Source organism: Streptomyces sp. 135 (genome assembly GCF_020026305.1).
Lineage (GTDB): Bacteria > Actinomycetota > Actinomycetes > Streptomycetales > Streptomycetaceae > Streptomyces.
Genome location: NZ_CP075691.1, coordinates 1,945,701 through 1,972,676 on the forward strand (window position 1 = coordinate 1,945,701; position 26,976 = coordinate 1,972,676).

A 26,976-nucleotide genomic window follows, 5' to 3' on the forward strand; every position below is an offset into this window, starting at 1 on the left:
ACGATCCGATCGGAGTGATGTACATGGCAGGGAACGAGAGCGGCAGCGGGCGGCCGAGCATCTTCCCGACGCTGCTGTACGCGGACGCGAAAGCCGCGGTCCGGCAGTTGACGGAGGCCTTCGGCTTCACCGAGCTGCATGTGTACGAGGGCGAGGACGGCAGCGTCGCGCACGCCGAACTGGCCCAGGGCAACGGCTTGGTGATGCTCGGCTCCAAGGGCACGGGCGGCGTCTTCGACCGAGCGATGAAGGGCGCGGGACCCTGCGGGGTGTACGTCGTCGTGGACGACGTCGACGCCCACCACCGGCGGGCCGTGGAACACGGCGCGGAGATCCTCATGCCCCCGACCGACCAGGACTACGGCTCGCGGGACTACATGGCGCGGGACGCCGAGGGCAACGTATGGAGTTTCGGCACGTACGCCCCCGGGACCGCCGGGGGCTGACGCTCACTCCCCGCCGGTGTGCACCTGGAAGGCGGCGCGGCGCACGGCCCTGGCCAGCGCCGGGTCGGGGTGGGCGGCGGCGAGGGCGACCAGGACCTGGACGGTGCGGGGGTGTCCCACGCGGCGCACCTCGTCGAGGAGGGCGGGCACGGTGGGCTGGACCGCCGACTCCAGGTGGCGGACGAGGAGTTCCCCCTCCCCGTGGTCGGCGACGGCCGCCGCGGTGTCGATCCACAGCCAGGTGGACTCCTCGCGGCTCAGCACGAGGTGGACGTCCTCGGGGTCGGCGCCCTCCTGCTCGGCCAGCCACAGCAGGGCGTAGGGCCGCAGGGGGGTCTCGTCCAGGACGGCCCTGACCTCCTGCTCGGCCGGGGCGCCGACGACGCGCAGGGCCTCGAAGGCGAGGCCGCGCAGCAGGGCGTCCTCGCCGCGGGCGGCCGTGAGCAGGTCGGTGACGGCGCTGCCGACGGGGCGGGCGGCGAGCCAGGCCCTGTATTCGGCGCGGGCCGCGTTGGGGCGCAGGCGGGCACAGCCGCGCAGCATGTCCTCGGCGGACTGCTCGATGTGCCCGGCGGGGCTCTGCGCGGCGACGCAGATCTGCTCCAGCTTGACCCAGACCGCCCAGCTGCCGAGCGGGGTCAGGGTGGCCTGGCCGTCGGCGAAGGTCAGCGCGCCGACGGCGGCGAGGCCGTGCAGCGCCCAGTCGAGGAGGGCGGGCAGCGGGGCCGCCTCTTCGGGGCAGTCGGCCGGTGGGGTCTCCGGCTGGGGGCCGTAGGGGATCTCGCAGCGTTCGGTGCGCAGTTCCGTGACGCGCTGGTCCAGGAGGTCGAGCAGCTGCGGGACGGGGACGGGGCCCGCCGACAGCTGGAGGAAGGACAGCACCTGCGGCATGGCCTCGACTACCTCGGCGACCGCGGCGGGCGCGAGCTCGTCCGGTGCCGGGTGGGCCAGTGACCAGGCGTCGAAGAGCGCGACCCAGCCACGCAGCACGGCGGTGTCGTCGCGGTCCCAGGCGCGCAGGCGCCAGCCGGGGCGGGCGCGATCGCCGTGCACCTCGACGAGGCCCGCGAGGCGGGCGGTGTCCCAGTCGGCGCGGACCTGAGCGGCGGTCAGTCCCAGTTCGGCGGCGGCGCGTTCGGCGGTGGCGTCGGAGAGGGTGCCCTTGCCGTCGGGCGTCCCGCCGGTGCTGCCGGGGCCGGGCCGCAGGGCGGTGTCGGCCCAGCGGGCGACCCGGCGGCGTCGGCGAGTAAGCGCGCGCTGCCCGGGCCAGCTCCGAGGGCGCGGGCGTGCCCTCGGGCGGGCGGGGCGCGGGACGGCGCGCGCGGCGGTTGCCCACCGCGCCGGGGGCGGCGGAGAGGGGTCGCGCTGGGTCGCGCTGGGTCTCTCCTCGCTTCTCGGCCCTCGGGTAGGGCGCGCGGACAAGTCGGAGCCTGGAGTCGCGCGGGGTACGGGACGTCACGGGAGCAGTCTTCCTGTTGACGGTCCGAAAACCCAAACGGAATGGCGACGGCGGGCTTTCGGGGGCCGCGCGAGGGGGCGCGCCGGGTGGTGTAGGAGGGACCGCGAAGGGTCACATCAGGGGGGTGAGGAAGCGGCGCAGCGCCTCTTCGTAGCCGGCCGGGTCGGCGTTCCACATGGCGCCGTGGGGAGCGCCGGGGACGGTGCGCAACGCGACCAGTTCCGGGCGCTGTTCGGCCAGTCGCCGGGAGAGCGCCCAAGGGGCGACGGTGTCGTCGGGGCCGTGCAGGACGAGGGTCGGCACCCGCAGCAGCGTGGGGTCGGCTGCCGCGAGGGTGCGGTCGCCGCGCAGACCCGTGCGTCCCTGGGCCGCGCGGACCGCAAGCGGAAGGAGCGGCCCCGGGGTGCGGCGGGCCACGGCGAGGGCGCGGAGGGTGGTCTCCCAGTTCAGCACCGGGGAGTCCAGGACGAGGCCGCTGACGTGGTCGCGCAGGGCCGAGTGGGCGGCGGCGTGCAGGCACATGGTGGCGCCGGTGGACCAGCCGTGGAGGATGACCTTGCGGGCGCCGTGGCGCACGGCGTGGCGCAGGGCGGCGTCCAGGTCGCGCCACTCCGTCTCGCCGAGGTGGCCGAGTCCGTCCGCGGAGCGGGGCGCGCCGGGGTCGCCGCGGTAGGCGAGGTCGAGCACGGGCAGCCGGAGGCGGCGCAGGAAGTCCATGACGACCATGGGGTGCTCGCGGGTGGTGCCCAGGCCGTGCACGGTGATGACCCAGGTGTCGCGCAGATTGGGCACGAACCAGGCGGGCAGGGTGCCGAGTTCGCCCGGGATGCCGACGTCCGTGTGGTCGATGCCGAGCGCGGTGTACGGGTCGCCGACGTGGACCTGCGGGGTGAGCCAGACCTTCGCGCCGGGTTCCAGGGTGCCGTGGGTGACGGCTTCCAGGCGGCGTACGACCGTGTCGGCCTCGTGCCGCGCCGACTCCAGGACGGGCCCGACGACGGCGTGGGTGCCGTTGCCGGTGAGGCCGTACGTGCCGGGGCGCAGGCTCGCGAGGGCGCGGGTCAGGGAGACCTGTCCGGCATCGGTGGCGTGCACGGTGAGGCGGGGTTCCGACGGCAGGGGGCGGCCCGCCGGGGCCCTGAGGGCGGCGTCGCTGGCGAACCGCCCCGCCGCGACCGCGACCGCGGCTGTCCCCAGGGCTGCTGTGACTGCGGTGACGGCCGCTGCCGTCGCTTTGGCTGGGCGCACCGTCCCAGTGTCCGGGGGCGACGGCCGCGGGGCCAGTGGGCGCGGTCCGCGGGGTGACGCGGTGGTGGGGCGGCGCCAGGGCAGTGCCCCGCCTCGTCCGTCCGCGGGCCGGGAGCGGTGTGTGCGCGTCGGTTTCGCCATAGGTGTACTCGTGCCCGTGGACGGCGGATCGCAACGGTCAGAAAGTCGGCTGTCCGTATCCCCGCAGTTTCTCCTGGGCCTCGCGCAGGTGGGCGGCGGACAGGAGGCTCGGGGTATGGCCCGGGACCGCCGTGGCGGTGAGCCACAGGCGGCACATCCACTCCAGTTGCGCCGTGCGGTCGTACGCCTGTGACAGGGAGTCCCCGTAGGTGACCGTTCCGTGGTTCTGGAGGAGGCATCCGGTGCGGTCGCTCAGGGCGCGGAGCATGTTCTCGGCCAGTTCCTCGGTTCCGTAGAGCGCGTAGGGGGCGACGCGGACCGGGCCGCCGAGGACGCCCGTCATGTAGTGCACCGCGGGCAGCTCGGGGACCAGCGTCGAGACGGCCGTGGCGTGGACCGCGTGGGTGTGGACCACGGCCGTCGCGCCGGTGGTCCGGTAGATCGCGAGGTGCATCGGCAGCTCGCTGGTCGGCGCGAGGCCGCCGATGACCCGCCGCCCTTCGAGGTCGACGCCGAGCGCGTCCTCGGGCCGCAGCCGGTCGTAGGCGACCCCGCTCGGGGTGACCAGGACGGTGTCGCCGACCCGCACGGAGACGTTGCCGGAGGTGCCGACGACCAGACCGTCCGTCACCGTCCTGCGGGCCGTCTCCACCAGCTCGCCCCATGCCCGTCCGAGCTCGTCCCGCCCCGCGCCGTGCCCGGCGTCCTGCCGCTGCTCAGTCATATGACGATCCTGCCAGCCGGGCGCGCCGCGCTGTAGACGGCGAGTGATCAGTATCTCTTCGGCGGCCCCGTGGGCGGGCGGGGCGCGGCCCGTCCGCAGGGGCCCGGCAGGCGACGGAAGCCGACACTCCGCCCAGATTCCGGGCGCCGCACCGTCATTCCGTACGATCGACGTCAGACCCCTGATGGATAGGGAGTGGCGACACTCCGCTTCGGGTCACCGTGCCGCCCGGCCCAGTTCACTTTCCGTTCACCCGGGTTGCCTACGTTCCACATGCCACTGACGTCCAACAGAAGCCTGGGTAAATGGAACACATCACGCTTCTCCTCGGGATCGTGATCGTTACCGCTCTCGTGTTCGATTTCACGAACGGTTTCCACGACACTGCCAACGCGATGGCGACGACCATCTCGACCGGCGCTCTCAAGCCCAAGACGGCGGTGGCCATGTCCGCCGTGCTGAACCTCGTCGGAGCCTTCCTCTCCGTCGAAGTCGCCAAGACGATCTCAGGCGGGATCGTCAACGAGGACGGCCTCAAGACGGAGGTCATCTTCGCCGCGCTCGTCGGCGCGATCCTGTGGAACCTGCTGACCTGGCTGGTGGGCCTGCCCTCCAGCTCCTCCCACGCCCTCTTCGGCGGCCTCATCGGCGCCGCGGTCATGTCGATGGGCTGGTCGTCGATCAACGGCGGCACCGTCGTCACCAAGGTGCTCATCCCGGCCCTCGCCGCGCCGCTCGTGGCGGGACTCGCCGCGACGCTGGCGACGCGCCTGACGTACCGCATCGGCCGCAACACCGACACCAGGGCGACCGCCAAGGGCTACCGCGCCGGCCAGATCGCCTCCGCGGGCCTCGTCTCCCTGGCGCACGGCACGAACGACGCGCAGAAGACCATGGGCATCATCACGCTCGCCCTGGTCACCGGCGGCGTCCTGAACCCCGGCGCGAACCCCCCGATGTGGGTCATCGTCTCGGCCGGTGTCGCCATCGCGCTCGGTACCTACCTCGGCGGCTGGCGCATCATCCGCACCATGGGCAAGGGCCTCACCGACCTCCAGCCGCAGCAGGGCTTCGCCGCCCAGACCAGCGCCGCGACGGTCATCCTGGCCTCCTCCCACCTGGGCTTCTCGCTCTCCACCACCCAGTCCTGCTCCGGCGCCGTGATGGGCGCGGGCCTCGGCCGCAAGGGCGGCGTGGTCCGCTGGTCCACCGCGACCCGCATGTTCGTCGCGTGGGGCCTGACCCTGCCGGCCGCCGGTCTGGTCGGCGCGGGCGCCGAGTTCCTCACCAAGCAGGGCCCCTGGGGCATCGCGGTCACCGCCGCGCTCCTGGTCGCCGGCTCGGCCGTCATCTGGGTGCTCTCCCGGCGCAACGCCGTCGACCACACCAACGTCACCGACGACGAGGTCCGCCACGACGACACCACGGGCGCCGAGCCCGCGGGCGTCGTGACCACCGCGATCGCCGCCGTCACCCCGCCCCCGACGGGCGCGATGGCCGCCGCGGGCGCCTCCTCCGACGAACTGGTCAAGGCCACCATCTCGGCCCCGACCTCGACCACGACCGGCGCCATGGCGGACCCCGCCCGGCCCGCGACGGTGTAAGGACACATCACCATGAACATCGACTGGGCAGCACTCGGCTCCGTCTTCGGAGTCAGCCTCGCCGTGACGGTGGCTCTCGTGGGCCTGTTCACCCTCGGCATCATCGGTCTCTCCAAGCAGGAGACGGCGGCCGCGTCGGGCAGTGGTTCCGGCGGCTCCGTGGCGCTGGCGCGCACCGGCGCGTACGCCTGCTTCGCGCTGTGCGCGGCGGCCGTGGCGTACGGCATCTATCTGATCGTCGCCTGACGGCAGCGGTTCACGGCGGGGTGCGGGACGTGTGGTCACGTCCCGCGCCCCGCCGCCGTATGTGCGGCTCCACACACTCTCCCGCCGCAGGTCAACGGCGAGTTGACGGGCGTTCGCGGGGCGTGGTGGACTGCCGGGGCCAACTACGGCGGCAGAAGAGGAAGCCGGTGCGAATCCGGCGCGGTCCCGCCACTGTCACCGGGCAGCCGTCCCCGACGCTCCCGGAAGCCAGGAACTCTCGCCGCCGATCACGTCGAACCAGGGCGCGGACACCCTGAGTGAGGACATATCGCCATGCGCGGCCGCCCGTTGCCGGACCTGTTCCCGAGCGTCAGCTCATCACCCGGCACGGCGACGGGCTGACCCCATGAGTGCCGATCGCGACTTCGCGTACGGCGCCGCCGCCGGCCTCCTCGGTGACCTGCTGCTCGGCGATCCCCGCCGGGGCCATCCGGTCGCCGGGTTCGGGCGTGCGGCGGCCGCCGTCGAGCGGGTGCTGTGGCGGGACCACCGCGGGTGGGGCGCGCTGCACGCCGTGGTCTGTGCCGGGGCGCGGCGGGCGCCGCCGCGCTCGCCGCCTCTCTACGCCGCTCCCCGCCGCCTCCGTCACGCTGACCGCCGCCGCGACGTGGGCCGTGGTCGGCGGGACCTCGCTCGGACGGGAGGCGCGGGCCATCGGCGGCGCGCTGGCCGCCGGTGACGTGGACGTGGCCCGGGAGCGGCTGCCCCATCTGTGCGGACGGGATCCGCAGGCGCTGGACTCCGACGGCATCGCGCGCGCCGTCGTCGAGTCCGTCGCCGAGAACACCTCCGACGCGGTGGTCGGCGCGCTGGTGTGGGGTGCCGTCGGCGGGGTGCCGGGGCTCGTCGCCTTCCGCGCCGTGAACACCCTCGACGCCATGGTCGGGCACAAGTCGCCCAGGTACCGGCGGTACGGCTGGGCCTCCGCCCGGCTCGACGACGTCCTCGGCTGGCCGGGGGCGCGGCTCACCGCCGGGCTCGCGGCGCTGGCCGGGGACTCGCCCTCGGGGGCGGTGCGGGCATGGCGTACGGATGCCGCCAAGCATCCCAGCCCCAACGCCGGGCCCGTGGAGGCCTCCTTCGCGGGAGCGCTCGGGGTGCGGCTCGGCGGGACCCTCTCGTACGGCGGGCGGGTCGAGCACCGGCCCGTCCTGAACACGGACGGGCGGGACGTGCGGGTGACGGACATCGAGCGGGCCGTGAAGCTGTCGCGGCGGGTGAGCTGGCTGGCGCTGGGCGTCGCGGTGGGTGTGCGGGAGATGTGCCGTCGGTCTCGGTCGAGGAGGACCTCATGAGTGGTGGGCTGCTGGTCGCGGGAACCACGTCGGACGCCGGGAAGAGCGTCGTCACCGCCGGGATCTGCCGGTGGCTGGCCCGCAAGGGTGTGTCCGTCGCGCCGTTCAAGGCGCAGAACATGTCCCTGAACTCCTTCGTCACCCGCGAGGGCGCCGAGATCGGGCGGGCGCAGGCCATGCAGGCGCAGGCCGCCCGCGTCGAACCGAGCGCCCTGATGAACCCCGTCCTGCTCAAGCCGGGCAGCGACCGCTCAAGCCAGGTCGTCCTCATGGGCAAGCCGGTCGGCGAGATGAGCGCGCGCGGCTACCACGGGGGCCGGCAGGCGGCGCTGCTCGACACCGTCGTGGGATGCCTCGAAGAACTCCGGGGCAGCTATGACGCCGTGATCTGTGAGGGCGCGGGGAGCCCCGCCGAGATCAATCTGCGGCGCACCGACATCGTGAACATGGGCATCGCGCGCGCGGCCCGCTTCCCCGTCCTGGTGGTCGGGGACATCGACCGGGGCGGGGTGTTCGCCTCGTTCTTCGGTACGACGGCGCTGCTCAGCGCGGCCGACCAGGAGCTGGTCGCCGGGTACCTGGTGAACAAGTTCCGGGGCGACGTCTCGCTCCTCGAACCGGGCCTCGACATGCTGTACGAGCTGACCGGGCGCCGCACCTTCGGTGTGCTGCCCTTCCAGCACGGGCTCGGCATCGACGAGGAGGACGGGCTGCGGGTCTCGCTGCGGGGCGCCGTGCGGGAGTCCGTGGTGGCACCGCCGGTCGGTGAGGACGTGCTGCGGGTCGCCGTGTGCGCGGTGCCGCTGATGTCCAACTTCACCGACGTGGACGCGCTGGCCGCCGAGCCGGGTGTCGTCGTGCGGTTCGTGGACCGGGCCGAGGAACTCGTCGACGCGGACCTCGTGGTCGTACCGGGCACGCGCGGGACCGTACGCGCGCTCCAGTGGCTGCGGGAGCGCGGCCTCGCGGACGCCCTCGTGCGCCGCGCCGCCGAGGGGCGGCCCGTGCTCGGCATCTGCGGCGGCTTCCAGGTCCTCGGCGAGCACATCGAGGACGAGGTCGAGTCGCGTGCGGGCGCCGTGGCGGGGCTCGGGGTGCTGCCGGTGCGGGTGCGGTTCGCCCGCGAGAAGACCCTCGCCAGACCGGTGGGCGAGGCCCTCGGCGAGCCGGTCGAGGGGTACGAGATCCACCACGGCGTCGCCGAGGTCCTGGGCGGGGAACCCTTCCTGGACGGCTGCCGGGTCGGCGAGGTGTGGGGCACGCACTGGCACGGGTCGCTGGAGAGCGACGCGTTCCGGCGCCGGTTCCTCACCGAGGTGGCGCGCGCGGCCGGGCGCCGCTTCGTGGCCGCGCCCGACACCAGCTTCGGCACGCTGCGCGAGGAGCAGCTCGACCTCCTCGGCGACCTGATCGAAGAACACGCGGACACGGACGGGCTGTTGAGCCTGATCGAGAAGGGGGCGCCGGCCGGACTGCCGTTCATCGCGCCCGGAGCGCCGTCGGCATCACCAGAACATGCCAAGGAGGCCCTGTGAGTACCCCGTACCCGTTCACCGCCCTTGTCGGGCAGGACGACCTGCGGCTCGCGCTTTTGCTGAACGCCGTCTCGCCCGCCGTCGGCGGCGTCCTCGTACGGGGTGAGAAGGGCACCGCCAAGTCCACCGCCGTACGCGCCCTGTCGGCCCTGCTGCCAAAGGTGCCGGTGGTCGCGGGCTGCCGCTTCTCGTGCGACCCGGCCGCGCCCGACGCGAACTGCCCCGACGGCCCCCACGAGGCGGGCGGGGCCACCGAGCGGCCCGCGCGGATGGTGGAGCTGCCGGTCGGCGCGTCCGAGGACCGGCTCGTCGGCGCCCTGGACATCGAGCGGGCGCTCGCGGAGGGCGTGAAGGCCTTCGAGCCGGGCCTGCTGGCCGACGCACACCGGGGCATCCTCTACGTCGACGAGGTCAACCTCCTCCACGACCACCTGGTCGACCTGCTGCTGGACGCCGCCGCGATGGGTGCCTCGTACGTGGAGCGCGAAGGCGTCTCCGTACGGCACGCCGCCCGTTTCCTGCTGGTCGGCACCATGAACCCCGAGGAGGGGGAGCTGCGCCCGCAGCTGCTCGACCGGTTCGGGCTCACCGTCGAGGTGGCCGCGTCCCGCGAGACCGACCAGCGCGTCGAGGTCGTGCGGCGGCGGCTCGCGTACGACGACGACCCCGAGGCCTTCGCGGCACGCTTCGCCGAGGACGAGGCGGCGCTGCGCGACCGCGTCGTGGCGGCGCGGGCGCTGCTGCCCCAAGTCGTCCTGGGCGACGGGGCGTTGCGGCAGATCGCGGCGACCTGCGCGGCGTTCGAGGTGGACGGGATGCGGGCCGACATCGTGATGGCGCGCACGGCGACCGCGCTGGCCGCCTGGGCGGGGCGTACGGAGGTGGAGAGCGAGGACGTGCGGCAGGCCGCGCTGCTCGCGCTGCCGCACCGCAGGCGCCGCAACCCCTTCGACGCGCCGGGACTCGACGAGGACAAGCTCGACGAGACGCTGGAGGAGGCACGCGACGACGAGGCTACCGAGGCGCCCGAGCCTCCTGAGGATGACCCCGACGGCGGCGGTCCCGGCGACGGTGGTGGCGGTGGGCAGCCCCCGGAGGGCGGCCCACCGGCCCCGGAACTCCCCTCCCAGCAGCAGGGACCCGGCTCCGACGACGAGACGCCGGCGGCCCCGCGGGAACCGGCCCCGGCGCCGGGCGGTGCCCGTGGCGAGCAGCAGGCCGTGCGCGCCGCCGAGCCCTTCCGCACCAAGATGCTGAGCGTGCCCGGCATCGGCGAGGGCGCGGCCGGGCGGCGCTCGCGCGCCCGTACCGAGCACGGCCGTACGACGGGTTCGCGGCGCCCTCAAGGCGCCCTGACCAAGCTGCACCTGGCGGCGACCGTGCAGGCCGCCGCCCCGCACCAGAAGGCCCGGGGCCGCTCCGGCGCCGGTCTCGTCGTACGCCGTGACGACCTGCGGCAGGCGACCCGCGAGGGCCGCGAGGGCAACCTCGTGCTGTTCGTCGTGGACGCCTCGGGGTCGATGGCGGCGCGGCAGCGGATGAGCGCCGTCAAGGGTGCCGTGCTCTCGCTCCTCCTGGACGCCTACCAGCGGCGCGACAAGGTGGGCCTGGTGACGTTCCGGGGCCAGGAAGCCGAGGTGGCGCTGCCCCCGACATCATCGGTGGACGCCGCCGCCGCCCGCCTCGAAACGCTGCCGACGGGCGGCCGTACGCCGCTGGCCGCGGGCCTGCTGAAGGCGCACGACGTGCTGCGTGTGGAGCGGCTGCGCGATGCCGCGCGGCGGCCGCTGGTGGTCGTGGTGACGGACGGGCGGGCGACGGGCGGGGTGGAGCCGGTGGCCCGAGCGGGCCGCGCGGCACGGCTGTTCGCGGCCGACAAGGTGGCCTCGGTCGTCGTCGACTGCGAGTCGGGTTACGTACGCCTCGGCCTCGCGGGCCAGTTGGCGGGCGAGCTCGGCGGCACGGCCGTGACGCTCGACGAGCTGCGGGCGGACTCGATCGCCGGGCTCGTCAAGGACGTACAGGGAATGAACTCGCCTTCGAGGAGGGCCGCTTGATGCCGCAGGGACAGCCGAGTGTCGTACCGGACGACGGGCTCACGACGCGCCAGCGCCGCAACCGCCCGCTGGTCTTCGTGCACACGGGCATCGGCAAGGGCAAGTCGACCGCCGCGTTCGGGCTCGCGCTGCGGGCGTGGAACCAGGGGTGGCCGGTCGGGGTGTTCCAGTTCGTGAAGTCGGCGAAGTGGAAGGTCGGCGAGGAGAACGCGCTGAAGGTCCTCGGCGCCTCCGGTGAGGGCGGCACGGTCGCCTGGCACAAGATGGGCGAGGGCTGGTCGTGGATCCAGCGCGCCCCCGCCGAGGGCGAGTCGACGAACGAGGACAAGGCCCGCGAGGGCTGGGAGCAGGTCAAGCGGGACCTCGCGGCACAGACGTACAAGCTTTATGTGCTCGACGAGTTCGCGTACCCGATGCACTGGGGCTGGATCGACACGGACGAGGTGGTGGAGGTCCTGCGGAACCGCCCCGGCACCCAGCACGTGGTCATCACCGGCCGCAACGCACCGCAGCAGCTGATCGACTTCGCCGACCTGGTGACGGACATGTCCAAGGTCAAGCACCCGATGGACGCCGGGCAGAAGGGCCAGAGGGGCATCGAGTGGTAGCTCGTCTCGTCATCGCGGCGCCGTCGTCGGGCAGTGGCAAGACGACCGTCGCGACGGGCCTGATGGCCGCCTTCACGGCGGCCGGGCTCGCCGTGTCCCCGCACAAGGTCGGGCCGGACTACATCGACCCCGGCTATCACGCGCTGGCGACCGGCCGGCCCGGCCGCAACCTCGACGCGTACCTGTGCGGCCCCGACCTGATCGCGCCGCTGTTCGCGCACGGGTCGGCGGGGTGCGATCTCGCGGTCGTCGAGGGCGTGATGGGGATGTACGACGGGGCGGCGGGCCAGGGCGAGCTCGCCTCCACGGCGCATGTCGCGAAGCTGCTGCGCGCACCGGTCGTCCTGGTCGTCGACGCGTCGTCGCAGTCCCGTTCGGTGGCGGCGCTCGTGCACGGCTTCGCGTCGTGGGACCCGGAGGTGCGGGTCGCGGGCGTGATCCTCAACAAGGTGGGTTCCGACCGGCACGAGACGCTGCTGCGGGAGGCGCTGGAGGAGTCCGGCGTACCGGTCCTGGGCGCGCTGCGCCGGGTACGTCAAGTACGGGCGCCGTCACGGCACTTGGGTCTCGTCCCGGTCGCCGAACGGCAGGCGGAGGCGGTGGAGTCCGTCGCCGCGCTCGCCTCGCAGGTGCGGGAGGGCTGTGACCTGGAGGCGCTGCTCGCGCTGGCCCGCAGCGCGCCGTCGCTGCCCGGCGGTGCGTGGGATCCCGGCGCGGTACCGGCGTCGGCTCCGGTTGCCGGACGCAGGCCCCGTGTCGCCGTCGCCGGTGGCGCCGCCTTCACCTTCTCCTACGCCGAGCACACGGAACTGCTCACGGCGGCCGGGGCCGAGGTCGTGCCGTTCGACCCGCTCCACGACGAGCGGCTGCCGGAGGGCACGGCCGGCCTGGTGATCGGCGGCGGCTTCCCCGAGGTGTACGCACCCGAGCTGTCCGCCAACGAACCGCTGCGCGAGGCCGTGGCGGCGCTGGCGCGCTCCGGGGCGCCGGTGGCCGCGGAGTGCGCGGGGCTGCTGTACCTCGCCCGTGAGCTGGACGGGAAGCCTATGTGCGGGGTGCTTGACACCGAGGCGCGGATGTCGGAGCGGCTGACGCTCGGGTACCGCGAGGCGGTCGCCGTGTCGGACAGCGTGCTCGCGGCGGCGGGGACGCGCATGCGGGGGCACGAGTTCCACCGCACGGTCGTGGAGCCGGGGGCGGGCCCGGCCCCCGCCTGGGGCCTGCACGCCCCTGAGCGCCGCGTCGAAGGCTTCGTACAGGGGAACGTGCACGCGAGTTACCTGCACACGCACTGGGCCGCGCGCCCGGATGTCGCGCGCCGCTTCGTCGACCTGTGTACGCCGTGAACATCGCGCGGTGCCGCTCACTCGGCGACGCCGACCACCAGCCAGATGAACCCCACGCCCGCCACCGTGCACAGCAGCGTCGAGCGGGCGGGGTGGTCGTGGTGCGCCTCGGGCAGGATCTCGGCCGCCGCGAGGTACAGCAGTGCCCCGCCGAAGAACCCGAGATAGGCGCCGAGCAGCTGCTCCGGGATGGTGAGGAGCAAGGTGGAGGCGGCGCCCACCACCGGGGCCGCCGCGTCCGCGAAGAGCATCGCGAGGGCCTTGCGGCGGGCGTTCCCGTACAGGCTGGTGATCGTGTACGTGTTGAAGCCGTCCGCGAAGTCATGGGCGACGACGGCGAGCGCCACGGCCACGCCCATGCCGCCGCCGACCTGGAAGGCCGCGCCGATGGCGACACCGTCCATGACGCTGTGCCCGACCATGGCGGCGGCGGCCGTCAGCCCCACCTGGGGAACCCGCCCACGCTCATGCTCATCGGCGCCGTGGCCGGCCTGCCGTCCCGCGAGGAGACGCTCCACGAGATGGGCGACGAGAAAGCCGCCGACGAACAGGAGCAGCGCCTCCGGTACGCCGAAGACCGGTCTCCCGGCGGCTTCCAGGGCCTCCGGGAGCAGGTCGAGGCCGACGACGCCGAGCATGAGGCCGCCGGCGAGCCCGAGGACGAGATGGCGCCGGTCGGTGACCCGCTGGGCCGTCCACCCGCCCACCAGGGTCATGAGGAAGGCGCCGAGCGCCACGAACACCGCCATGGCCCCTTGCTAGCGGATCGTCCCCCTCTCCCGCACATCCCTCACCCCGTGTCCCCCCTCCTCGTATGAAAGGACCCCTCCATGGCTGACGTCCAGGTTCTGGTCGTGGGCGTCGGCGCCTGCGAGGGCGCGCCCCCGCAGGAGGTGCTCGGCCTCGTCCGGGAGGCGGTCCGCGAGGCCGGTCTTCCCGAGGGCGCGGTGGCCGAGCTGGCGACGGTCGACGTGAAGGGTGAGGAGCCGGGGATCGTCGCGGCGGCGGCTCGGCTCGGGGTGCCGCTCGTGACGTACTCGGCGGCCGAGCTGGCGGAGGTGACGGTCCCGAACCCGTCCCCGTGGGCCGGCGCGGCGGTGGGTACGCCGTCGGTGGCGGAGGCGGCGGCGTTGCGGGGCGGCGGCGAACTCCTCGTCCCCAAGCGGAAGTCGGCGCCGGTGGGCCGACCGCCGATGGTGACGTGTGCGGTCGTACGCCGTGCCGCCGGGCACGATCTGCGGCACCACGGGGACGCGGAGGTGCGGGACGACGGCGCCGAGCTGACCGACCTGGCGGTGAACGTACGGGCCGACACTCCTCCGGCCTGGCTGAAAGAGGTCATCGCCGAGTCGCTGGACGATCTGGCGGCGTATCCGGACGGACGCTCGGCGCGGGAGGCGGTGGCGGCGCGCCACGGTCTCCCCCCGGATCGCGTGCTGCTCACGTCCGGGGCGGCGGAGGCGTTCGTCCTCCTGGCACGCGCCCTGAAGGTACGGCATCCCGTCGTCGTGCACCCGCAGTTCACCGAGCCCGAGGCGGCGTTGCGGGACGCGGGGCACGAGGTGGGGCGGGTGCTGCTGCGGGAGGAGGACGGCTTCCGTCTCGACCCGGCGGCGGTTCCGGAGGAGGCCGACCTCGTGGTCATCGGAAATCCGACGAACCCGACGTCCGTCCTCCACCCGGCGGCGTCGATCGTGGCGCTCGCCCGGCCGGGGCGGATCCTGGTGGTGGACGAGGCGTTCATGGACGCGGTGCCGGGTGAGCGGGAGGCGCTGGCGGGCCGTACGGATGTCCCTGGCCTGGTGGTGCTGCGCAGCCTCACGAAGACGTGGGGCCTCGCGGGGCTCCGTATCGGCTACGTCCTGGCCGCGCCGGACGTGATCGCCACCCTGGCGGGGGCGCAGCCGCTGTGGCCGGTGTCCACGCCGGCGCTGGTGGCGGCGCGGGCGTGTGTGGGGCCGCGGGCGCTGGCGGAGGCCGGGCATGCGGCGCATCGGGTGGCGGCGGACCGGGCGTATCTCCTCGCGGGGCTGGGGGAGTTGGGAGGCTTCGGGGTACGGGTGGCGGGGCCTGCGGAGGGGCCGTTCGTGCTGGTCCGTGTGCCCGGAGCGCTGGGGGTGCGGGGGCGGTTGCGGGCGGCGGGGTTCGCGGTGCGGCGGGGCGACACGTTTCCTGGCCTGGGGCCTGACTGGCTCCGCCTCGCGGTCAGGGACCGGGCCACGTCGGACCGCTTCCTCGCTGCGCTGGCGGCGACGCTGCGCGACTGAGGGGCCCGGCGGTATCCCCCACCCCGCCGCTCCGCGCCGGATACCTCCCACCCACCCGCCCGTAACTCGGTGTCGGGACGTCGAGGTAGGAGCGTAAAAGGAGGGACGCGCGGACGGCCCGCAGCCGCGAGCGCGCCCGAGGGGACGTGGGGGTAGGTGCGCGCGGAGCACAGTGGTGGTCACCAGGGCCCCGAAGCAGCAAAGGCCCCGCACCAAGATGGCGAGCACGGACCTACTCCCGCGGCCCCGCCCCCCAGACGACCCCAGGCGCACCCGCGCCCCCCCAAGACGCACCCCAGGCGCCCCGGCCGAGCCCGCCCCCGGCTACCCCCGGCCGCGTCGAGCCATGGCCACAGCACCCCCGCCCGCGGCCAGCAGCACCACCGCCCCACCCGCGACGTACGGAGTCATGGAGTTCCCCCCGGTCTCCGCGAGGCCCGCCTCAGCGGCCTCGGGCTCCGTCTTCGGCTCGGCGTCCGCCTCCGCGTCGACCGGCTTCTCCCGCTCCCCCTGCGGCTCCGCCCCGCCCTCCTCACGCGCCACCCCCGGCGCGGAACAGCCGGCCCCCGCCAGCGTCACCGTCCCCTCGACCTCGGCGACGTTCAGCTTCAACGGATTCACCGACACCTTGAGCTCCAGCGCGGACGCCGCAGCCGTACGCGACGTCGTACGGGTCCTGGACAGCTCCAGCCGCACCTCACCGACCCCCGGCGCGATCACCTCGCTCGTCCCCCCGGCGGTCAACGTGACCTTCTTGCCGAGCACGGTCACCCCGCCCAGCAGATTCGCCTCGGCGACAGGCCGCTTGCCCGCCTCGCAGACGGCCTTGGAGGTGACCTGCTCGACCTCGATGAGGGAGAGCAGCGGCAGCCCCGGCACATGCACCTCGGCCCGCGCGATGTTGCTGTAGCCCTCCGCCCGGCCGCCCCGCACGGTCGCCTTGGCCGTGGCCACGTCCGCGCGCAGCACGCTGAACGGCTTTCCTCCGTCGACTCCGTCGAGCCGCGCCGTGAGCGCGGTCTTCTCCGCGCTCTCGGGGGCCTGGACTTCGTTGAGGGCGACCTTGAGCGGGACGTTCACGGTCTTGTTGAGGAGGGAGACGTCGAGCCCGGTCCGCAGGACGACGGCGTCGGCGCGGCCACCGCGGTCGTGATCACCGCCGGTGGCCTGCGCGGGCCCGGCCCCGGCGAGCGCCGCGGGACCGGCGGCGAGGGCGGTGGTGGCGGCGACGACGGCGAGGCGGCGCGCGGGCAGGCGGAAGGTGTTGCTGTTCAAGGTGGTGGAACCCCCACAAGAGAGACGGGCCGCCGGCGGCGCACGCCACATGGGGACATCACGTGCGCGCCGAGGGCGTCGCCCTCCATCGACGAAGGACGACGCGGGAATCTTTACGCACGGAGAGTGAACGGTCAGCAACCTGCGGTGAGTTCACTCCAAAGGGGGGTTTCCGGCCTTGCTTTCGAATCCACCGGCACGGGCGTTCCCTCGAACCCCCCGAACCCCACCCGTTCAGGGCACACTGACCTTCCCCCGCCCCGGATCTGCCAGAACCAAACGACCGGGGCGACGGTCACGTAACGCCCGGTCAACCCACGCTCCACCGCCACCCCACCGTCACCCCACCACCCGCCCGTCCAGCACCACCCGCCGAGGCGCCGCCAGGACCCGTACGTCCTGTCGGGGATCCGCCTCGTACACCACGAGGTCGGCCGGGGCGCCCTCCGACAGGCCGGGGCGGCCGAGCCAGTCCCGCGCGGCCCAGGTCGTCGCGGAGAGCGCGGCCAGCGGGGGGATGCCCGCGCGGGTCAGTTCGGCGACCTCGGCGGCGACCAGGCCGTGGGGCAGGGAGCCGCCCGCGTCGGTGCCGACGAAGACGGGGACGCCGGCGTCGTACGCCGCGCGCACCGTGTCGTAGCGGCGGTCGTGGAGCCTGCGCATATGGGCCGACCAGCGGGGGAACTTCTTCTCGCCGCCCGCGGCCAGATCGGGGAACGTGGCGATGTTGACCAGGGTCGGGACGATGGCGACGCCGCGCTCCGCAAAGAGCGGGATCGTGTCCTCCGTCAGGCCCGTGGCGTGCTCGACGCAGTCGATGCCCGCCTCGACCAGGTCCCGCAGGGAATCCTCGGCGAAGCAGTGGGCGGTGACGCGGGCGCCCAGCCGGTGGGCCTCGGCGATCGCCGCCTCGACCGCGTCGCGGGGCCAGCAGGCCGTCAGGTCGCCGGCCTCGCGGTCGATCCAGTCGCCGACGAGCTTGACCCAGCCGTCGCCGCGCCGCGCCTCCTGGGCGACGTACGCGACGAGGTCCTCGGGCTCGATCTCGTGGGCGTAGTTGCGGATGTAGCGGCGCGTGCGCGCGATGTGCCGGCCGGCTCGGATGATCTTCGGCAGGTCCTCGCGGTCGTCGATCCAGCGGGTGTCGGAGGGGGAGCCCGCGTCCCGCAGGAGCAGTGCGCCGATCTCGCGGTCGGTCAGCGCCTGCTTCTCGGCCGTGGCGGCGTCCACCGGGCCGTGCGCGTCCAGGCCGACGTGGCAGTGCGCGTCGACCAGGCCGGGCAGCACCCACCCCTCGACGGTGACCGTCCCGGAGGCCGGGGCGAGCGGCCGGTCGTACGTCACCTTGCCCCCGACGACCCACAGTTCGTCCCGTACGTCCTCGGGCCCGACGAGCACCCGCCCCTTCACGTGCAACACCGCGTGATCACTCATGGCAGCAGCTTAGGAGGAGCTCAGGGCGGGGGGAACGGGGCACTGGGAACGCCCGGTCCCGGGCCCCTCGGTACGCTCGTACCGCAGCCCGAACGAACTTGTGAGCGACGTGAGCGAAGTGAGCAGTGACGTGAGCAGTACCGTGACGCATCCCTTTCTGGACCTGGCGCCGCTGAGCGCCCAGCACTTCGCCGCCATCGAGGCGCGGGTGGCCGGGCTGCTGGCCACCGAGCAGGACGTCGTGATCATGCAGGGTGAGGCCCTGCTGCCCCTGGAGGGGTGCATTCGGGGCGCCGCGCGGCCCGGCACGACCGCGCTGAACGTGATCACCGGGCCGTACGGCCAGACCTTCGGGAACTGGCTGCGCGACTGCGGTGCCACGGTCGTCGACCTCGCCGTGCCCTTCCACACGGCCGTCACGGCCGACCAGGTGCGCCAGGCCTTCGCGGAGCACCCGGAGATCGACTTCGTGTCGCTGGTGCACGCCGAGGCGGCGACCGGCAACACCAACCCGGTCGCGGAGATCGGTGAGGTCGTGCGCGAGCACGGCGCGCTGTTCATGCTGGACGCGGTCGCCTCGGTGGGCGCCGAGCCGCTGCTGCCGGACGCGTGGGGCGTGGACCTGTGCGTGATCGGCGCGCAGAAGGCGATGGGCGGCCCGGCGGGCGTCTCCGCAGTGTCCGTGAGCGAGCGGGCCTGGCAGCGGATCGCCGCCAACCCGCAGGCGCCCCGCCGCTCCTACCTCTCCCTCCTCGACTGGAAGGAGCGCTGGATCGACGGCGGCCGCAAGGCGCTGCTGCACGCCCCCGCCCAGCTGGAGATGCTGGCCCTCGAGGCGTGCGTGGAGCGCATCGAGACGGAGGGCCTCGACGCCCTGATGGCGCGGCACGCCACCGCCGCCGCCGCGACCCGTGCGGGCGCGTTCGCGCTCGGCGGGGGCCTTGAGCCGTACGTGTACGAGGCCGGGGACGCGGCGCCGGTCGCCACCACCCTGCGGGCGCCCTCGGGCACCGACGCCTCGGAGCTGGTCGCCAAGGCGCTGGCCGCCGACCCGGTGCTGCCGCTGGTCGCCGGGGGCGGGGCGCTGGCCAAGGAGATGATCCGGGTCAACCACTACGGCCCCGACGCCACCCGCGGTGTCGTGCACGCCTGCCTCGCGGCCCTGGGCGCCGCGATGGGCGAGGCCGGTCTCGTGGTCGACCTGGAGGCGGCGCGCCGCGCGGTGACCGACGCCTGGCGGTAGGCGGCCCTGGCCGTCCGGATCCGCACCTCGGCTCTTGGCTGGCTCTTAGTTCTTAGCTCTTGGCTCTTGGCTCGCGGGGCGCTCTTCCGCCGTGGCGCTCCCCCGTGGCACCGTGCCCGCCATGACCACGCTTCCGGACGGCCGCCGCATTCCGCCCCTGACCGCCGATGAGCCGGCCATGCTGACCGGCTGGCTCGACCTGCACCGCGCGACGCTCGCCGTGAAGTGCGCGGGCCTGGACGACGAGCAGGCGCTGCGTACGCCCGTGGAGCCGTCGGCGCTCTCGCTGTTCGGCCTGGTGCAGCACCTGGCCGAGGTCGAACGCAACTGGATCCAGCGGGTGTTCGCCCGGCGGGAGGTCCCGCTGCTCTACGCCGGACGGCCCGGCGGCTTCACCCTGGACCGGTCGAGGACGTTCGCCGAGGTGCTCGCGGCGTGGGAGCGCGAGGTCGCCGTCAACCGCGAGATCTGCGCGGGGCGTTCGCCGGACGAGACGGGGCGGCTCGGCGCCGAGGAGGCGGCCGTCGTGGGCGGTGACGACGAGGTCAGCCTCCGCTGGGTCCTGATGCACCTCATCGAGGAGTACGCGCGCCACAACGGGCATGCGGACCTCTTGCGGGAGGGTATCGACGGCGTGACGGGGTCATGAATCGGGCGCGCAATTGCCGCACGCCATCCGCACTCCACGAGCATCGTCCGCCTATTCATCCGCGCATTCCCATGAAGCATTCTCACGAATTCTTTATGAACTCAGCTTCCCGTATTCTTCTGCCCGCTTTCCGAAGGCCTAAACACTAAGATTTCGGCAGCACCAAAAGGCGTAATTCGGGCGCGTCTCACGCGGGTTACATCTGTGTGACGTACTCCACATCGCGTCCGTTTCCTCCTCATATGACCCGGTCAAATCGCCCCAAAAAGCAAGCTGCTCATGCGGGCGCGCACCCCCGCGTGATAACACATGAGACGCGCTCACGTAACCCCTTCCCACGATGCAATTCAAGAAATTGCTCGGTAAATTCAATCCGCATGACCGCTGCACAAGCCGATCTACCGACCGACCTGCAAGCGAAATTCCTGAAAATGCCTGAGGGGCTGCGACTCGACAGTCCCGCCGTCGCCGACGGCGCCGCGATCTGGCGGATCGCCCGCGACTCCAAGGTGCTCGACCTCAACTCCTCGTACAGCTATCTGCTGTGGTGCCGCGACTTCGCGGCGACGTCCGTGGTGGCCCGCGGCGCCGACGGTGAGCCGGCCGGTTTCATCACCGGCTACATCCGGCCCGAGCGCCCGGACACCCTGGTGGTCTGGCAGGTGGCCGTCGACCACGGGCAGCGCGGCCGCGGCCTGGCCGGCGCCCTGCTCGACGGGCTGACCTCGAAGGTCGCCGCCGAGCGCGGACTGGCCCGCGTCGAGACCACCATCACGCCCGGCAACACCGCGTCCGAGCGCCTGTTCACCTCCTACGCGCGGCGGCACGGCGCGCAGGTCGAGCGCGAGGTCCTGTTCGACGCGGGGCTCTTCCCCGACGGCGGACACGAGCCCGAGGTGCTGTACCGCATCGGACCACTCGACTTCTGATCCGCTCGCTCCCCCCACGAGCCGGCGAGTCCCCCACGCACCACCCCCAGCCCCCCACCTCCACGTCTTTCTTTCCATCTCCCAGGAGATCCGCTGTGACCATCACCCAGCCCGACCTGAGCGTCTTCGAGACCCTGGAGTCGGAGGTGCGCAGCTACTGCCGCGGTTGGCCTACGGTCTTCGACCGCGCGCAGGGCAGCCGCATGTTCGACGAGGACGGCCACGAGTACCTCGACTTCTTCGCCGGGGCCGGTTCGCTCAACTACGGGCACAACAACCCGGTCCTCAAACGCGCGCTCATCGACTACCTGGAGCGCGACGGGGTCGTGCACGGCCTCGACATGTCGACGTCCGCCAAGCGCGCCTTCCTGGAGTCGTTCCAGAACATCATCCTGCGCCCGCGCGACCTGCCGTACAAGGTCATGTTCCCGGGCCCGACGGGCACCAACGCCGTGGAGTCGGCGCTGAAGCTGGCCCGCAAGGTCAAGGGCCGCGAGTCGATCGTGTCGTTCACGAACGCCTTCCACGGCATGTCGCTCGGCTCCCTCGCGGTGACCGGCAACGCCTTCAAGCGGGCGGGCGCCGGTATCCCGCTGGTGCACGGCACGCCGATGCCGTTCGACAACTACCTCGACGGCCAGACGCCCGACTTCATCTGGTTCGAGCGGCTCCTGGAGGACCAGGGCTCCGGTCTCAACCAGCCCGCCGCCGTCATCGTCGAGACGGTGCAGGGCGAGGGCGGCATCAACGTCGCCCGCGCCGAGTGGCTGCGCAAGCTCGCCGACGTGTGCGAGCGCTGGGACATGCTCCTGATCGTCGACGACATCCAGATGGGCTGCGGCCGCACCGGCGCCTTCTTCTCCTTCGAGGAGGCGGGCATCACGCCGGACATCGTGACGGTGTCGAAGTCGATCAGCGGCTACGGCATGCCGATGTCGCTCTGCCTGTTCAAGCCGGAGCTCGACGTGTGGGAGCCGGGCGAGCACAACGGCACCTTCCGCGGCAACAACCCGGCGTTCGTCACGGCCGCCGCCGCGCTTGAGACGTACTGGACCGACGGTTCGGCGATGGAGAAGCAGACCCGCGCCCGCGGCGAGCAGGTCGAGCAGGCGCTGAGCGCGATCGTCGACGAGAACCGCGCCGAGATCAAGGAGTTCCGCGGCCGCGGCCTGGTCTGGGGCATCGAGTTCCTGGACAAGGAGCGCGCGAGCGCCGTGGCGAAGCGGGCCTTCGAACTGGGCCTGCTGATCGAGACCTCCGGCCCCGAGGGCGAGGTCGTCAAGCTCCTCCCGGCGCTGACGATCACCCCGGACGAGCTGGACGAGGGGCTGCGCACGCTGGCCCGCGCGGTCCGCGAGACCGCCTGAGCGAGCGACTGTCCGAGCCCCTCACACCGTAAGAGAAAAGGAACCACCACACCGTGATCGTCCGTTCGTTCAAGGACATTGAAGGCACCGACCGGCATGTGAAGGCCAAGTCGGGTACCTGGGAGAGCAAGCGCATCGTCCTCGCCAAGGAGCGTGTGGGGTTCTCCCTGCACGAGACGATCCTGTACGCGGGGACGGAGACGTCGATGTGGTACGCCAACCACATCGAGGCCGTCGTCTGCACCAAGGGCGAGGCCGAACTGACCGACGACACGACCGGCGAGAAGTACACGATCACGCCGGGCACCATGTATCTGCTCGACGGGCACGAGAAGCACACCATGCGGATCAAGGAGGACTTCCACTGCCTGTGTGTCTTCAACCCGCCCGTCACCGGTCGTGAGGACCACGACGAGAACGGCGTGTACCCGCTGCTCACGGAGCCGGACCCGGTCTGACCGCGACCTACATCCCGCACAGGGCCGTACGAGAGGAGAGGCAGGCAACACCATGACCACCGCACCCGAACGCACCATTGACCTGTACCCGACCCGAGGCGCCGAAGAGGTGCTCATCGAACGCAAGGACCCGGTGGTGTGGTCCGAGCCGGGTGCCGAAGGGCCCATCGCGGCCGGGGATCTGGCGGGGTTCGAGCGGGACGGTTTCCTGGCCATCGACCAGCTGATCACCCCGGACGAAGTCGCCGTGTACCACGGCGAGCTGGAACGGCTCATGAACGATCCCGCGATGCGCGCGGACGAGCGTTCCATCGTCGAGCCGCGCTCGCAGGAGATCCGCTCGATCTTCGAGGTGCACAAGATCAGTGAGCTCTTCGGCAAGCTGGCCGCCGACCCGCGCGTGGTGGGCCGGGCCCGGCAGATCCTCGGCTCCGACGTGTACGTCCACCAGTCCCGGATCAATGTGAAGCCGGGCTTCGGGGCCTCGGGGTTCTACTGGCACTCGGACTTCGAGACCTGGCACGCGGAGGACGGCCTGCCGAACATGCGCACCGTCTCGGTGTCGATCGCCCTGACGAAGAACCACGACACCAACGGCGGCCTCATGATCATGCCGGGGTCGCACAAGACGTTCCTCGGCTGTGCGGGCGCCACGCCGAAGGACAACTACAAGCGGTCGCTCCAGATGCAGGACGCGGGCATCCCGTCGAACGAGACGCTGACCCACCTCGCGTCCGACCACGGCATCCGCCTGTTCACCGGCGAGGCGGGCTCGGCCACGTGGTTCGACTGCAACGCCATGCACGGTTCCGGGGACAACATCACCCCGTATCCGCGGTCGAACGTCTTCATCGTCTTCAACAGCGTGGAGAACACCGCGGTCGAGCCGTTCGCGGCGCCCGTGCGCAGGCCCGAGTTCATCGGGGCGCGGGACTTCACCCCGGTCGGGTGAGCTGAGGGCAGGACACGAGCCGGCCCGGCACCCCCCGTGGGCGCCGGGCCGGCTCGTGGCCTGCCCGCTCGCTACAGGGCGGGGTAGTCCGTGTAGCCCTTCTCCGTGCCGCCGTAGAAGGTCGCCGGGTCAGGCGTGTTGTACGGGCCCTCGGCCTTCAGGCGGGCCGGCAGGTCGGGGTTGGCGAGGAACAGCACGCCGAACGCGATGACGTCCGCGGTGCCGTCCTCGACGAGGGCGAGCGCGTCGTGGCTCGTGGGGCCCTCGGTCTGCGGGTTCAGGAGGAACGTCCCGCCGAAGTCCTGCCGCAGCCGGGTGGTCAGCTCGCGGATCTCGCCGACCTCCATGACGTGCAGGTACGCGAGGTCGAGCGCGGCCAGCTCCTTGACCAGGGCGGTGTACGCCGGCTCGGGGTCGGGCTCGTTGATGTCGTTGAAGGGGTTGCCGGGCGAGATGCGGAAGCCGGTGCGGGCGGCGCCGATCTCGGCGGTGACGGCCTTGGCCACCTCCACGGCGAAGCGCAGGCGGTTCTCCACGGAGCCGCCCCACTCGTCGACGCGCCGGTTGGTGCCGGGCGCGAGGAACTGGTGGATCAGATAGCCGTTGGCGCCGTGCAGCTCGACGCCGTCGAAGCCGGCGTCCACCGCGTTCCGCGCGGCGGCGGCGAAGTCGTCGATCGTGGCGCGGATCTCGGCGTCGGTCAGCTCACGCGGGGTGACGAAGTCCTTGGGGCCCTCGGCGGTGTAGACCTGGCCCTGGGGCTGTACGGGCGAGGGGGCGACGTTGACCAGTCCGTCGGGGAGCAGGACCGGGTGGCCGATGCGGCCCGCGTGCATGAGCTGGGCGAAGATCTTGCCGCCCGCCGCGTGCACGGCGTCGGTGACCTTGCGCCAGGCGGCGACCTGCTCGGCGCTGTGCAGGCCGGGGGTGTCCGGGTATCCCTGGCCGACCACAGAAGGCTGGATGGCCTCGCTGATGATCAGGCCCGCGGAGGCCCGCTGGGCGTAGTACTCAACGGACAAGTCGGTGGGAACACCGCCCTGACCTGCGCGGCTGCGGGTCATCGGGGCCATGGCTATGCGGTTGGCGAGCGGGGTGCCGGACAGGTCGATCGGGTCGAACGCGGTGGTCATCAGGACTCCCGGGCAGGTTTTATGTGGTCGGCCAACCATCTGGCCGGGCTTCACTGTAACGCATTTCTTGGCCGACCAAGGTAATCTTTTCGGAAGACGTCCAGTGACCAGCAGGAGCACCGTGATGAAGGCCGACGCCCCGCAGACCGAACCGGCCGACCCCGCCTGTCCCCCGGGACTCCCCGCGGTGGCGGAGGCGGGCCCCGTCAGCCATGCGCTCAGCCGGGTGGCACGCCTGCACCGCATCGCGGCGGGCAAGGTCCTGAAGGGGGTCGGCCTCTATCCGGGCCAGGAGTTCGTGATGATGCACCTGTGGGATGCCGGTCCGGTCCGGCAGTCCGAGCTCATCAAGGCGGTCGACCTCGACCCGTCGACAGTCACGAAGATGCTCCAGCGCCTGGAGCAGGCCGGGCACGTGCGGCGCCGCCCCGACCCGGCCGACCGCCGGGCCGTGCTCGTCGAGGCCAGTGACGCCAGCTGCGGCCTGCTGGCCCAGGTGGAGCGCGCCTGGGGACAACTGGAAGGGCACACGCTCGCCGGTCTCGACGAGGACGAGCGCACCACACTCCTTCACCTGCTCACCCGGGTGGAGACCAACCTCTGCACGGAGACCGCGGACTGCCCGGAACGCCGGGCGTCCGACGGCTGAACCCCGACGGGGAGCGGTCGTCAGCCGGACAGCACGTCGAGGAGCCGGTCCACGTCCGCCTCCGTGTTGTACAGGTGGAACGACGCCCGCAGATGCCCGGCGCGGGCCGAGGTGACGACCTTGGCGCGGGCCAGCTCCGGCTGACGCCCGCCGAGGCCGGGCACCGCCACGATGGGGGACGTCCCGGGCACGGGGGCGTGACCCAGCTCCGCGAGGCCCGCGCGGTAACGGGCGGCGAGGGCCGTGTCGTGGGCGTGCACGGCCTCGACGCCTACCTCCTCCAGGACCGCGAGCGCGGCCGCCGCCCCGTGATAGGCGAGAAAGGCCGGTCCCTCGTCGAACCTGCGGGCGTCCGGGGCGAGTGCGGTCAGCGGCCCGTACGTCGAGTTCCAGGTGTCGGCCGCCGCGAGCCAGCCGCCGTGCAGCGGGATCAGGGACTCCTGCGCCGCCTCGCTCACCGTGAGGAACTGCGTGCCGCGCGGGCACAGCAGCCACTTGTAGGCGCCGGTGACGGTGTAGTCGTACAACCCCGCGTCGAACGGCAGCCAGCCCACCGCCTGCGTGGCGTCGACGAGCGTACGGGCGCCGTGCGCGGCCGCGGCCTCCCGCACCGCCGCCAGATCCGCGGTCCTGCCGTCGGCCGACTGGACGGCGGAGAAGGCGACGAGCGCGGTGCCGGGGCGCACGGCTTCCGCGAGGGACTCCAGCGGCACGTAGCGCGGCCGGAGGTCGCCCCGTACGACGAAGGGGTTCACGACGGACGCGAACTCGCCCTCGGGGAGGAGGACTTCGGCGCCGGGCGGCAGCGAGGCCGCGATCAGCCCGACGTGCGTGGCGACCGAGGCGCCGGTGGCCACGCGCCCCGGATCCACGCCGACGAGCCGCGCGAAGGAGGCGCGGGCCTCGTCGACGACCTCGAAGTCCCCCGCCCCGCCGGGCCTGCCCTCGCCCAGCCCGGCGACGAGCGCGCCCACGGCCTCGCTCGCGCGGCGCGGCAGCAGGCAGCAGCTCGCGGTGTTCAGATACGCCGATGTGGGCGTGAACTCGGTGCGACGGACGTCATTGATCCCCATGGTGATCGCCATGGGGTCAACTCTTATACGTCTCGGCCGCTTTGCGGAACCGCGCATCCGTCGGGTCCGCACGCGTCGCCCTCGCCGGCGTCCGCGAGGGTGGTCAGCGGTGAACGCTCGCCCCACGCCTGCTCAAGGGCCTGCGTGAAGACCTCGGCGGGCTGGGCGCCGGAGATGCCGTACTTGCGGTCGAGGACGAAGAACGGTACGCCGTTCGCGCCCAGTTCGGCGGCCTCGCGCTCGTCGGCGCGGACGTCCTCGGCGTACTTGGCGGGGTCGGCGAGGACGGCACGCACCTCGTCCGCGTCAAGACCGGCCTCGACGGCGACCTCGACGACGCGCCCCTCGTCCTCGAAGACGGACCGCTCCTCGGCGAAGTTCGCGCGGTAGAGGAGGCCGATCAACTCGTCCTGCCTGCCGCGCTCCTTGGCGAGGTGCAGGACGCGGTGCATGTCGAAGGTGCTGCCGTGGTCGCGGCCCTCGGTGAGGTAGTCGAGGCCCTCGGCCGCGGCGTTCTCCCCGAGCCGCCGCTCGCCCTCGCGGGCCTGCTCCTCGGTCATGCCGTACTTGCCCATGAGCATCGGGATGACGGGCCCGGAGTCGCCCTTGGCGCGGTTCGGGTCCAGCTCGAAGGAGCGGTGCACGACCTCGACGCCGTCACGGTGCGGGAAGGCGGCGAGGGCCTTCTCGAAGCGGGCCTTGCCCACGTAGCACCAGGGGCAGGCGATGTCGCTCCAGATCTCGACGCGCATGTGTGGCTTCTCTCCAGGTCGTGCGGTACGCGGACACGGGGGTACGCGGATGGCCGGTGCGGAGG

The 26,976-nt window shown here is 72.9% G+C and carries 24 protein-coding genes, 1 pseudogene and 1 riboswitch; of the genes and pseudogenes, 16 read left to right on the top strand and 9 right to left on the bottom strand.

The window, feature by feature from the left end; genetic code table 11:
• Positions 1 to 23 precede the first annotated feature (23 nt).
• Entirely contained in the window at positions 24 to 446 is a 423-nt protein-coding gene (locus tag KKZ08_RS08745) for a VOC family protein (protein WP_223773902.1), read from the top strand.
• Between the two features lie 3 nt (positions 447 to 449).
• Here the strand turns inward: KKZ08_RS08745 and KKZ08_RS08750 are convergent, their stop codons facing one another.
• The 3 genes from KKZ08_RS08750 to KKZ08_RS08760 form a co-directional block, all read right to left on the bottom strand.
• Positions 450 to 1,652, bottom strand: a complete 1,203-nt coding sequence (locus tag KKZ08_RS08750; protein WP_346657917.1) for a hypothetical protein — start codon at positions 1,650 to 1,652, stop codon at positions 450 to 452.
• A 364-nt stretch (positions 1,653 to 2,016) separates the two neighbouring features.
• A complete protein-coding gene (locus tag KKZ08_RS08755) occupies positions 2,017 to 3,153 on the bottom strand; it encodes a hypothetical protein (RefSeq protein WP_223773903.1) in 1,137 nt (378 codons plus the stop codon).
• 178 nt (positions 3,154 to 3,331) lie between these two features.
• Positions 3,332 to 4,018, bottom strand: coding sequence for a class II aldolase/adducin family protein (locus tag KKZ08_RS08760; protein ID WP_223773904.1), 687 nt, complete (start codon positions 4,016 to 4,018; stop codon positions 3,332 to 3,334).
• A 305-nt stretch (positions 4,019 to 4,323) separates the two neighbouring features.
• Between KKZ08_RS08760 and KKZ08_RS08765 the strand changes: the two genes are divergently transcribed.
• The 7 genes and pseudogenes from KKZ08_RS08765 (at position 4,324) to KKZ08_RS08795 (ending at position 12,730) form a co-directional block, all read left to right on the top strand.
• A complete protein-coding gene (locus KKZ08_RS08765; protein WP_223773905.1) occupies positions 4,324 to 5,622 on the top strand; it encodes an inorganic phosphate transporter in 1,299 nt (432 codons plus the stop codon).
• Between the two features lie 12 nt (positions 5,623 to 5,634).
• Positions 5,635 to 5,868, top strand: a complete 234-nt coding sequence (locus KKZ08_RS08770) for a hypothetical protein (protein WP_127912642.1) — start codon at positions 5,635 to 5,637, stop codon at positions 5,866 to 5,868.
• 155 nt (positions 5,869 to 6,023) lie between these two features.
• A riboswitch (cobalamin riboswitch) is annotated at positions 6,024 to 6,106 on the top strand.
• Between the two features lie 129 nt (positions 6,107 to 6,235).
• Positions 6,236 to 7,184: pseudogene (locus KKZ08_RS08775) on the top strand (cobalamin biosynthesis protein).
• Positions 7,181 to 8,719, top strand: coding sequence for a cobyric acid synthase (locus KKZ08_RS08780; protein WP_223773906.1), 1,539 nt, complete (start codon positions 7,181 to 7,183; stop codon positions 8,717 to 8,719). Before KKZ08_RS08775 ends, KKZ08_RS08780 begins: the two are co-directional and overlap by 4 nt.
• Complete coding sequence (locus KKZ08_RS08785) at positions 8,716 to 10,776, top strand: putative cobaltochelatase (RefSeq protein ID WP_223773907.1); 2,061 nt, start codon at positions 8,716 to 8,718, stop codon at positions 10,774 to 10,776. Before KKZ08_RS08780 ends, KKZ08_RS08785 begins: the two co-directional genes overlap by 4 nt.
• Complete coding sequence (gene cobO, locus KKZ08_RS08790; RefSeq protein ID WP_223773908.1) at positions 10,776 to 11,384, top strand: cob(I)yrinic acid a,c-diamide adenosyltransferase; 609 nt, start codon at positions 10,776 to 10,778, stop codon at positions 11,382 to 11,384. Before KKZ08_RS08785 ends, cobO begins: the two co-directional genes overlap by 1 nt.
• Entirely contained in the window at positions 11,378 to 12,730 is a 1,353-nt protein-coding gene (locus tag KKZ08_RS08795) for a cobyrinate a,c-diamide synthase (protein ID WP_223773909.1), read from the top strand. Before cobO ends, KKZ08_RS08795 begins: the two co-directional genes overlap by 7 nt.
• A gap of 17 nt (positions 12,731 to 12,747) precedes the next feature.
• Here KKZ08_RS08795 and KKZ08_RS08800 read toward each other — a convergent pair whose 3' ends face one another.
• The gene (locus KKZ08_RS08800) at positions 12,748 to 13,479 is read right to left on the bottom strand and encodes a ZIP family metal transporter (RefSeq protein ID WP_223773910.1); all 732 of its coding nucleotides are present in this window, start codon (positions 13,477 to 13,479) and stop codon (positions 12,748 to 12,750) included.
• 81 nt (positions 13,480 to 13,560) lie between these two features.
• Between KKZ08_RS08800 and cobC the strand changes: the two genes are divergently transcribed.
• Positions 13,561 to 14,997 (top strand): Rv2231c family pyridoxal phosphate-dependent protein CobC, encoded by a 1,437-nt coding sequence (cobC, locus tag KKZ08_RS08805; RefSeq protein WP_223773911.1) that lies wholly within the window; start codon positions 13,561 to 13,563, stop codon positions 14,995 to 14,997.
• Positions 14,998 to 15,321: 324 nt separating this feature from the next.
• Here the strand turns inward: cobC and KKZ08_RS08810 are convergent, their stop codons facing one another.
• Positions 15,322 to 16,272, bottom strand: coding sequence for an SCO1860 family LAETG-anchored protein (locus tag KKZ08_RS08810; RefSeq protein WP_223773912.1), 951 nt, complete (start codon positions 16,270 to 16,272; stop codon positions 15,322 to 15,324).
• 339 nt (positions 16,273 to 16,611) lie between these two features.
• Positions 16,612 to 17,706: an amidohydrolase family protein gene (locus tag KKZ08_RS08815; protein WP_223773913.1), complete on the bottom strand. Its 1,095-nt coding sequence runs from the start codon at positions 17,704 to 17,706 to the stop codon at positions 16,612 to 16,614.
• A 142-nt stretch (positions 17,707 to 17,848) separates the two neighbouring features.
• On the opposite strand from KKZ08_RS08815, the gene KKZ08_RS08820 reads away from it, so the two are divergent.
• The 6 genes from KKZ08_RS08820 to thpD all read left to right on the top strand — a co-directional run bounded on the left by KKZ08_RS08820 (position 17,849) and on the right by thpD (position 23,304).
• Entirely contained in the window at positions 17,849 to 18,949 is a 1,101-nt protein-coding gene (locus KKZ08_RS08820; RefSeq protein ID WP_263303400.1) for an aminotransferase class V-fold PLP-dependent enzyme, read from the top strand.
• Positions 18,950 to 19,070: 121 nt separating this feature from the next.
• Positions 19,071 to 19,598 carry a DinB family protein gene (locus KKZ08_RS08825; RefSeq protein ID WP_223773915.1) on the top strand — a complete coding sequence of 176 codons (528 nt, stop codon included), beginning with the start codon at positions 19,071 to 19,073 and terminating at the stop codon, positions 19,596 to 19,598.
• A gap of 377 nt (positions 19,599 to 19,975) precedes the next feature.
• Positions 19,976 to 20,527: a diaminobutyrate acetyltransferase gene (gene ectA, locus KKZ08_RS08830; protein ID WP_223773916.1), complete on the top strand. Its 552-nt coding sequence runs from the start codon at positions 19,976 to 19,978 to the stop codon at positions 20,525 to 20,527.
• 95 nt (positions 20,528 to 20,622) lie between these two features.
• Positions 20,623 to 21,894, top strand: coding sequence for a diaminobutyrate--2-oxoglutarate transaminase (gene ectB, locus KKZ08_RS08835; RefSeq protein ID WP_223773917.1), 1,272 nt, complete (start codon positions 20,623 to 20,625; stop codon positions 21,892 to 21,894).
• A gap of 53 nt (positions 21,895 to 21,947) precedes the next feature.
• Positions 21,948 to 22,352: an ectoine synthase gene (locus tag KKZ08_RS08840; protein WP_219687406.1), complete on the top strand. Its 405-nt coding sequence runs from the start codon at positions 21,948 to 21,950 to the stop codon at positions 22,350 to 22,352.
• A gap of 52 nt (positions 22,353 to 22,404) precedes the next feature.
• The gene (gene thpD, locus KKZ08_RS08845) at positions 22,405 to 23,304 is read left to right on the top strand and encodes an ectoine hydroxylase (protein WP_223773918.1); all 900 of its coding nucleotides are present in this window, start codon (positions 22,405 to 22,407) and stop codon (positions 23,302 to 23,304) included.
• 71 nt (positions 23,305 to 23,375) lie between these two features.
• On the opposite strand, the gene KKZ08_RS08850 is transcribed toward thpD, so the two are convergent.
• Positions 23,376 to 24,437, bottom strand: a complete 1,062-nt coding sequence (locus tag KKZ08_RS08850; protein WP_223773919.1) for an alkene reductase — start codon at positions 24,435 to 24,437, stop codon at positions 23,376 to 23,378.
• Between the two features lie 124 nt (positions 24,438 to 24,561).
• Between KKZ08_RS08850 and KKZ08_RS08855 the strand changes: the two genes are divergently transcribed.
• The gene (locus KKZ08_RS08855; protein ID WP_223773920.1) at positions 24,562 to 25,086 is read left to right on the top strand and encodes a MarR family winged helix-turn-helix transcriptional regulator; all 525 of its coding nucleotides are present in this window, start codon (positions 24,562 to 24,564) and stop codon (positions 25,084 to 25,086) included.
• Between the two features lie 20 nt (positions 25,087 to 25,106).
• On the opposite strand, the gene KKZ08_RS08860 is transcribed toward KKZ08_RS08855, so the two are convergent.
• The gene (locus KKZ08_RS08860; RefSeq protein WP_223773921.1) at positions 25,107 to 26,171 is read right to left on the bottom strand and encodes an aminotransferase class V-fold PLP-dependent enzyme; all 1,065 of its coding nucleotides are present in this window, start codon (positions 26,169 to 26,171) and stop codon (positions 25,107 to 25,109) included.
• Positions 26,172 to 26,182: 11 nt separating this feature from the next.
• Positions 26,183 to 26,911, bottom strand: coding sequence for a DsbA family oxidoreductase (locus tag KKZ08_RS08865; RefSeq protein WP_223773922.1), 729 nt, complete (start codon positions 26,909 to 26,911; stop codon positions 26,183 to 26,185).
• Positions 26,912 to 26,976: the final 65 nt, after the last annotated feature.

Bases quoted from the DNA above. Each gene is read 5' to 3' on its own strand.
- KKZ08_RS08745 (WP_223773902.1), top strand. From the start codon at position 24: ATGGCAGGGAACGAGAGCGGCAGCGGGCGGCCGAGCATCTTCCCGACG.
- KKZ08_RS08760 (WP_223773904.1), bottom strand. From the start codon at position 4,018: ATGACTGAGCAGCGGCAGGACGCCGGGCACGGCGCGGGGCGGGACGAG.
- KKZ08_RS08765 (WP_223773905.1), top strand. From the start codon at position 4,324: ATGGAACACATCACGCTTCTCCTCGGGATCGTGATCGTTACCGCTCTC.
- KKZ08_RS08770 (WP_127912642.1), top strand. From the start codon at position 5,635: ATGAACATCGACTGGGCAGCACTCGGCTCCGTCTTCGGAGTCAGCCTC.
- KKZ08_RS08780 (WP_223773906.1), top strand. From the start codon at position 7,181: ATGAGTGGTGGGCTGCTGGTCGCGGGAACCACGTCGGACGCCGGGAAG.
- cobO (WP_223773908.1), top strand. From the start codon at position 10,776: ATGCCGCAGGGACAGCCGAGTGTCGTACCGGACGACGGGCTCACGACG.
- KKZ08_RS08800 (WP_223773910.1), bottom strand. From the start codon at position 13,479: ATGGCGGTGTTCGTGGCGCTCGGCGCCTTCCTCATGACCCTGGTGGGC.
- cobC (WP_223773911.1), top strand. From the start codon at position 13,561: ATGGCTGACGTCCAGGTTCTGGTCGTGGGCGTCGGCGCCTGCGAGGGC.
- KKZ08_RS08815 (WP_223773913.1), bottom strand. From the start codon at position 17,706: ATGAGTGATCACGCGGTGTTGCACGTGAAGGGGCGGGTGCTCGTCGGG.
- KKZ08_RS08825 (WP_223773915.1), top strand. From the start codon at position 19,071: ATGACCACGCTTCCGGACGGCCGCCGCATTCCGCCCCTGACCGCCGAT.
- ectA (WP_223773916.1), top strand. From the start codon at position 19,976: ATGACCGCTGCACAAGCCGATCTACCGACCGACCTGCAAGCGAAATTC.
- thpD (WP_223773918.1), top strand. From the start codon at position 22,405: ATGACCACCGCACCCGAACGCACCATTGACCTGTACCCGACCCGAGGC.
- KKZ08_RS08850 (WP_223773919.1), bottom strand. From the start codon at position 24,437: ATGACCACCGCGTTCGACCCGATCGACCTGTCCGGCACCCCGCTCGCC.
- KKZ08_RS08855 (WP_223773920.1), top strand. From the start codon at position 24,562: ATGAAGGCCGACGCCCCGCAGACCGAACCGGCCGACCCCGCCTGTCCC.
- KKZ08_RS08860 (WP_223773921.1), bottom strand. From the start codon at position 26,171: ATGGCGATCACCATGGGGATCAATGACGTCCGTCGCACCGAGTTCACG.
- KKZ08_RS08865 (WP_223773922.1), bottom strand. From the start codon at position 26,911: ATGCGCGTCGAGATCTGGAGCGACATCGCCTGCCCCTGGTGCTACGTG.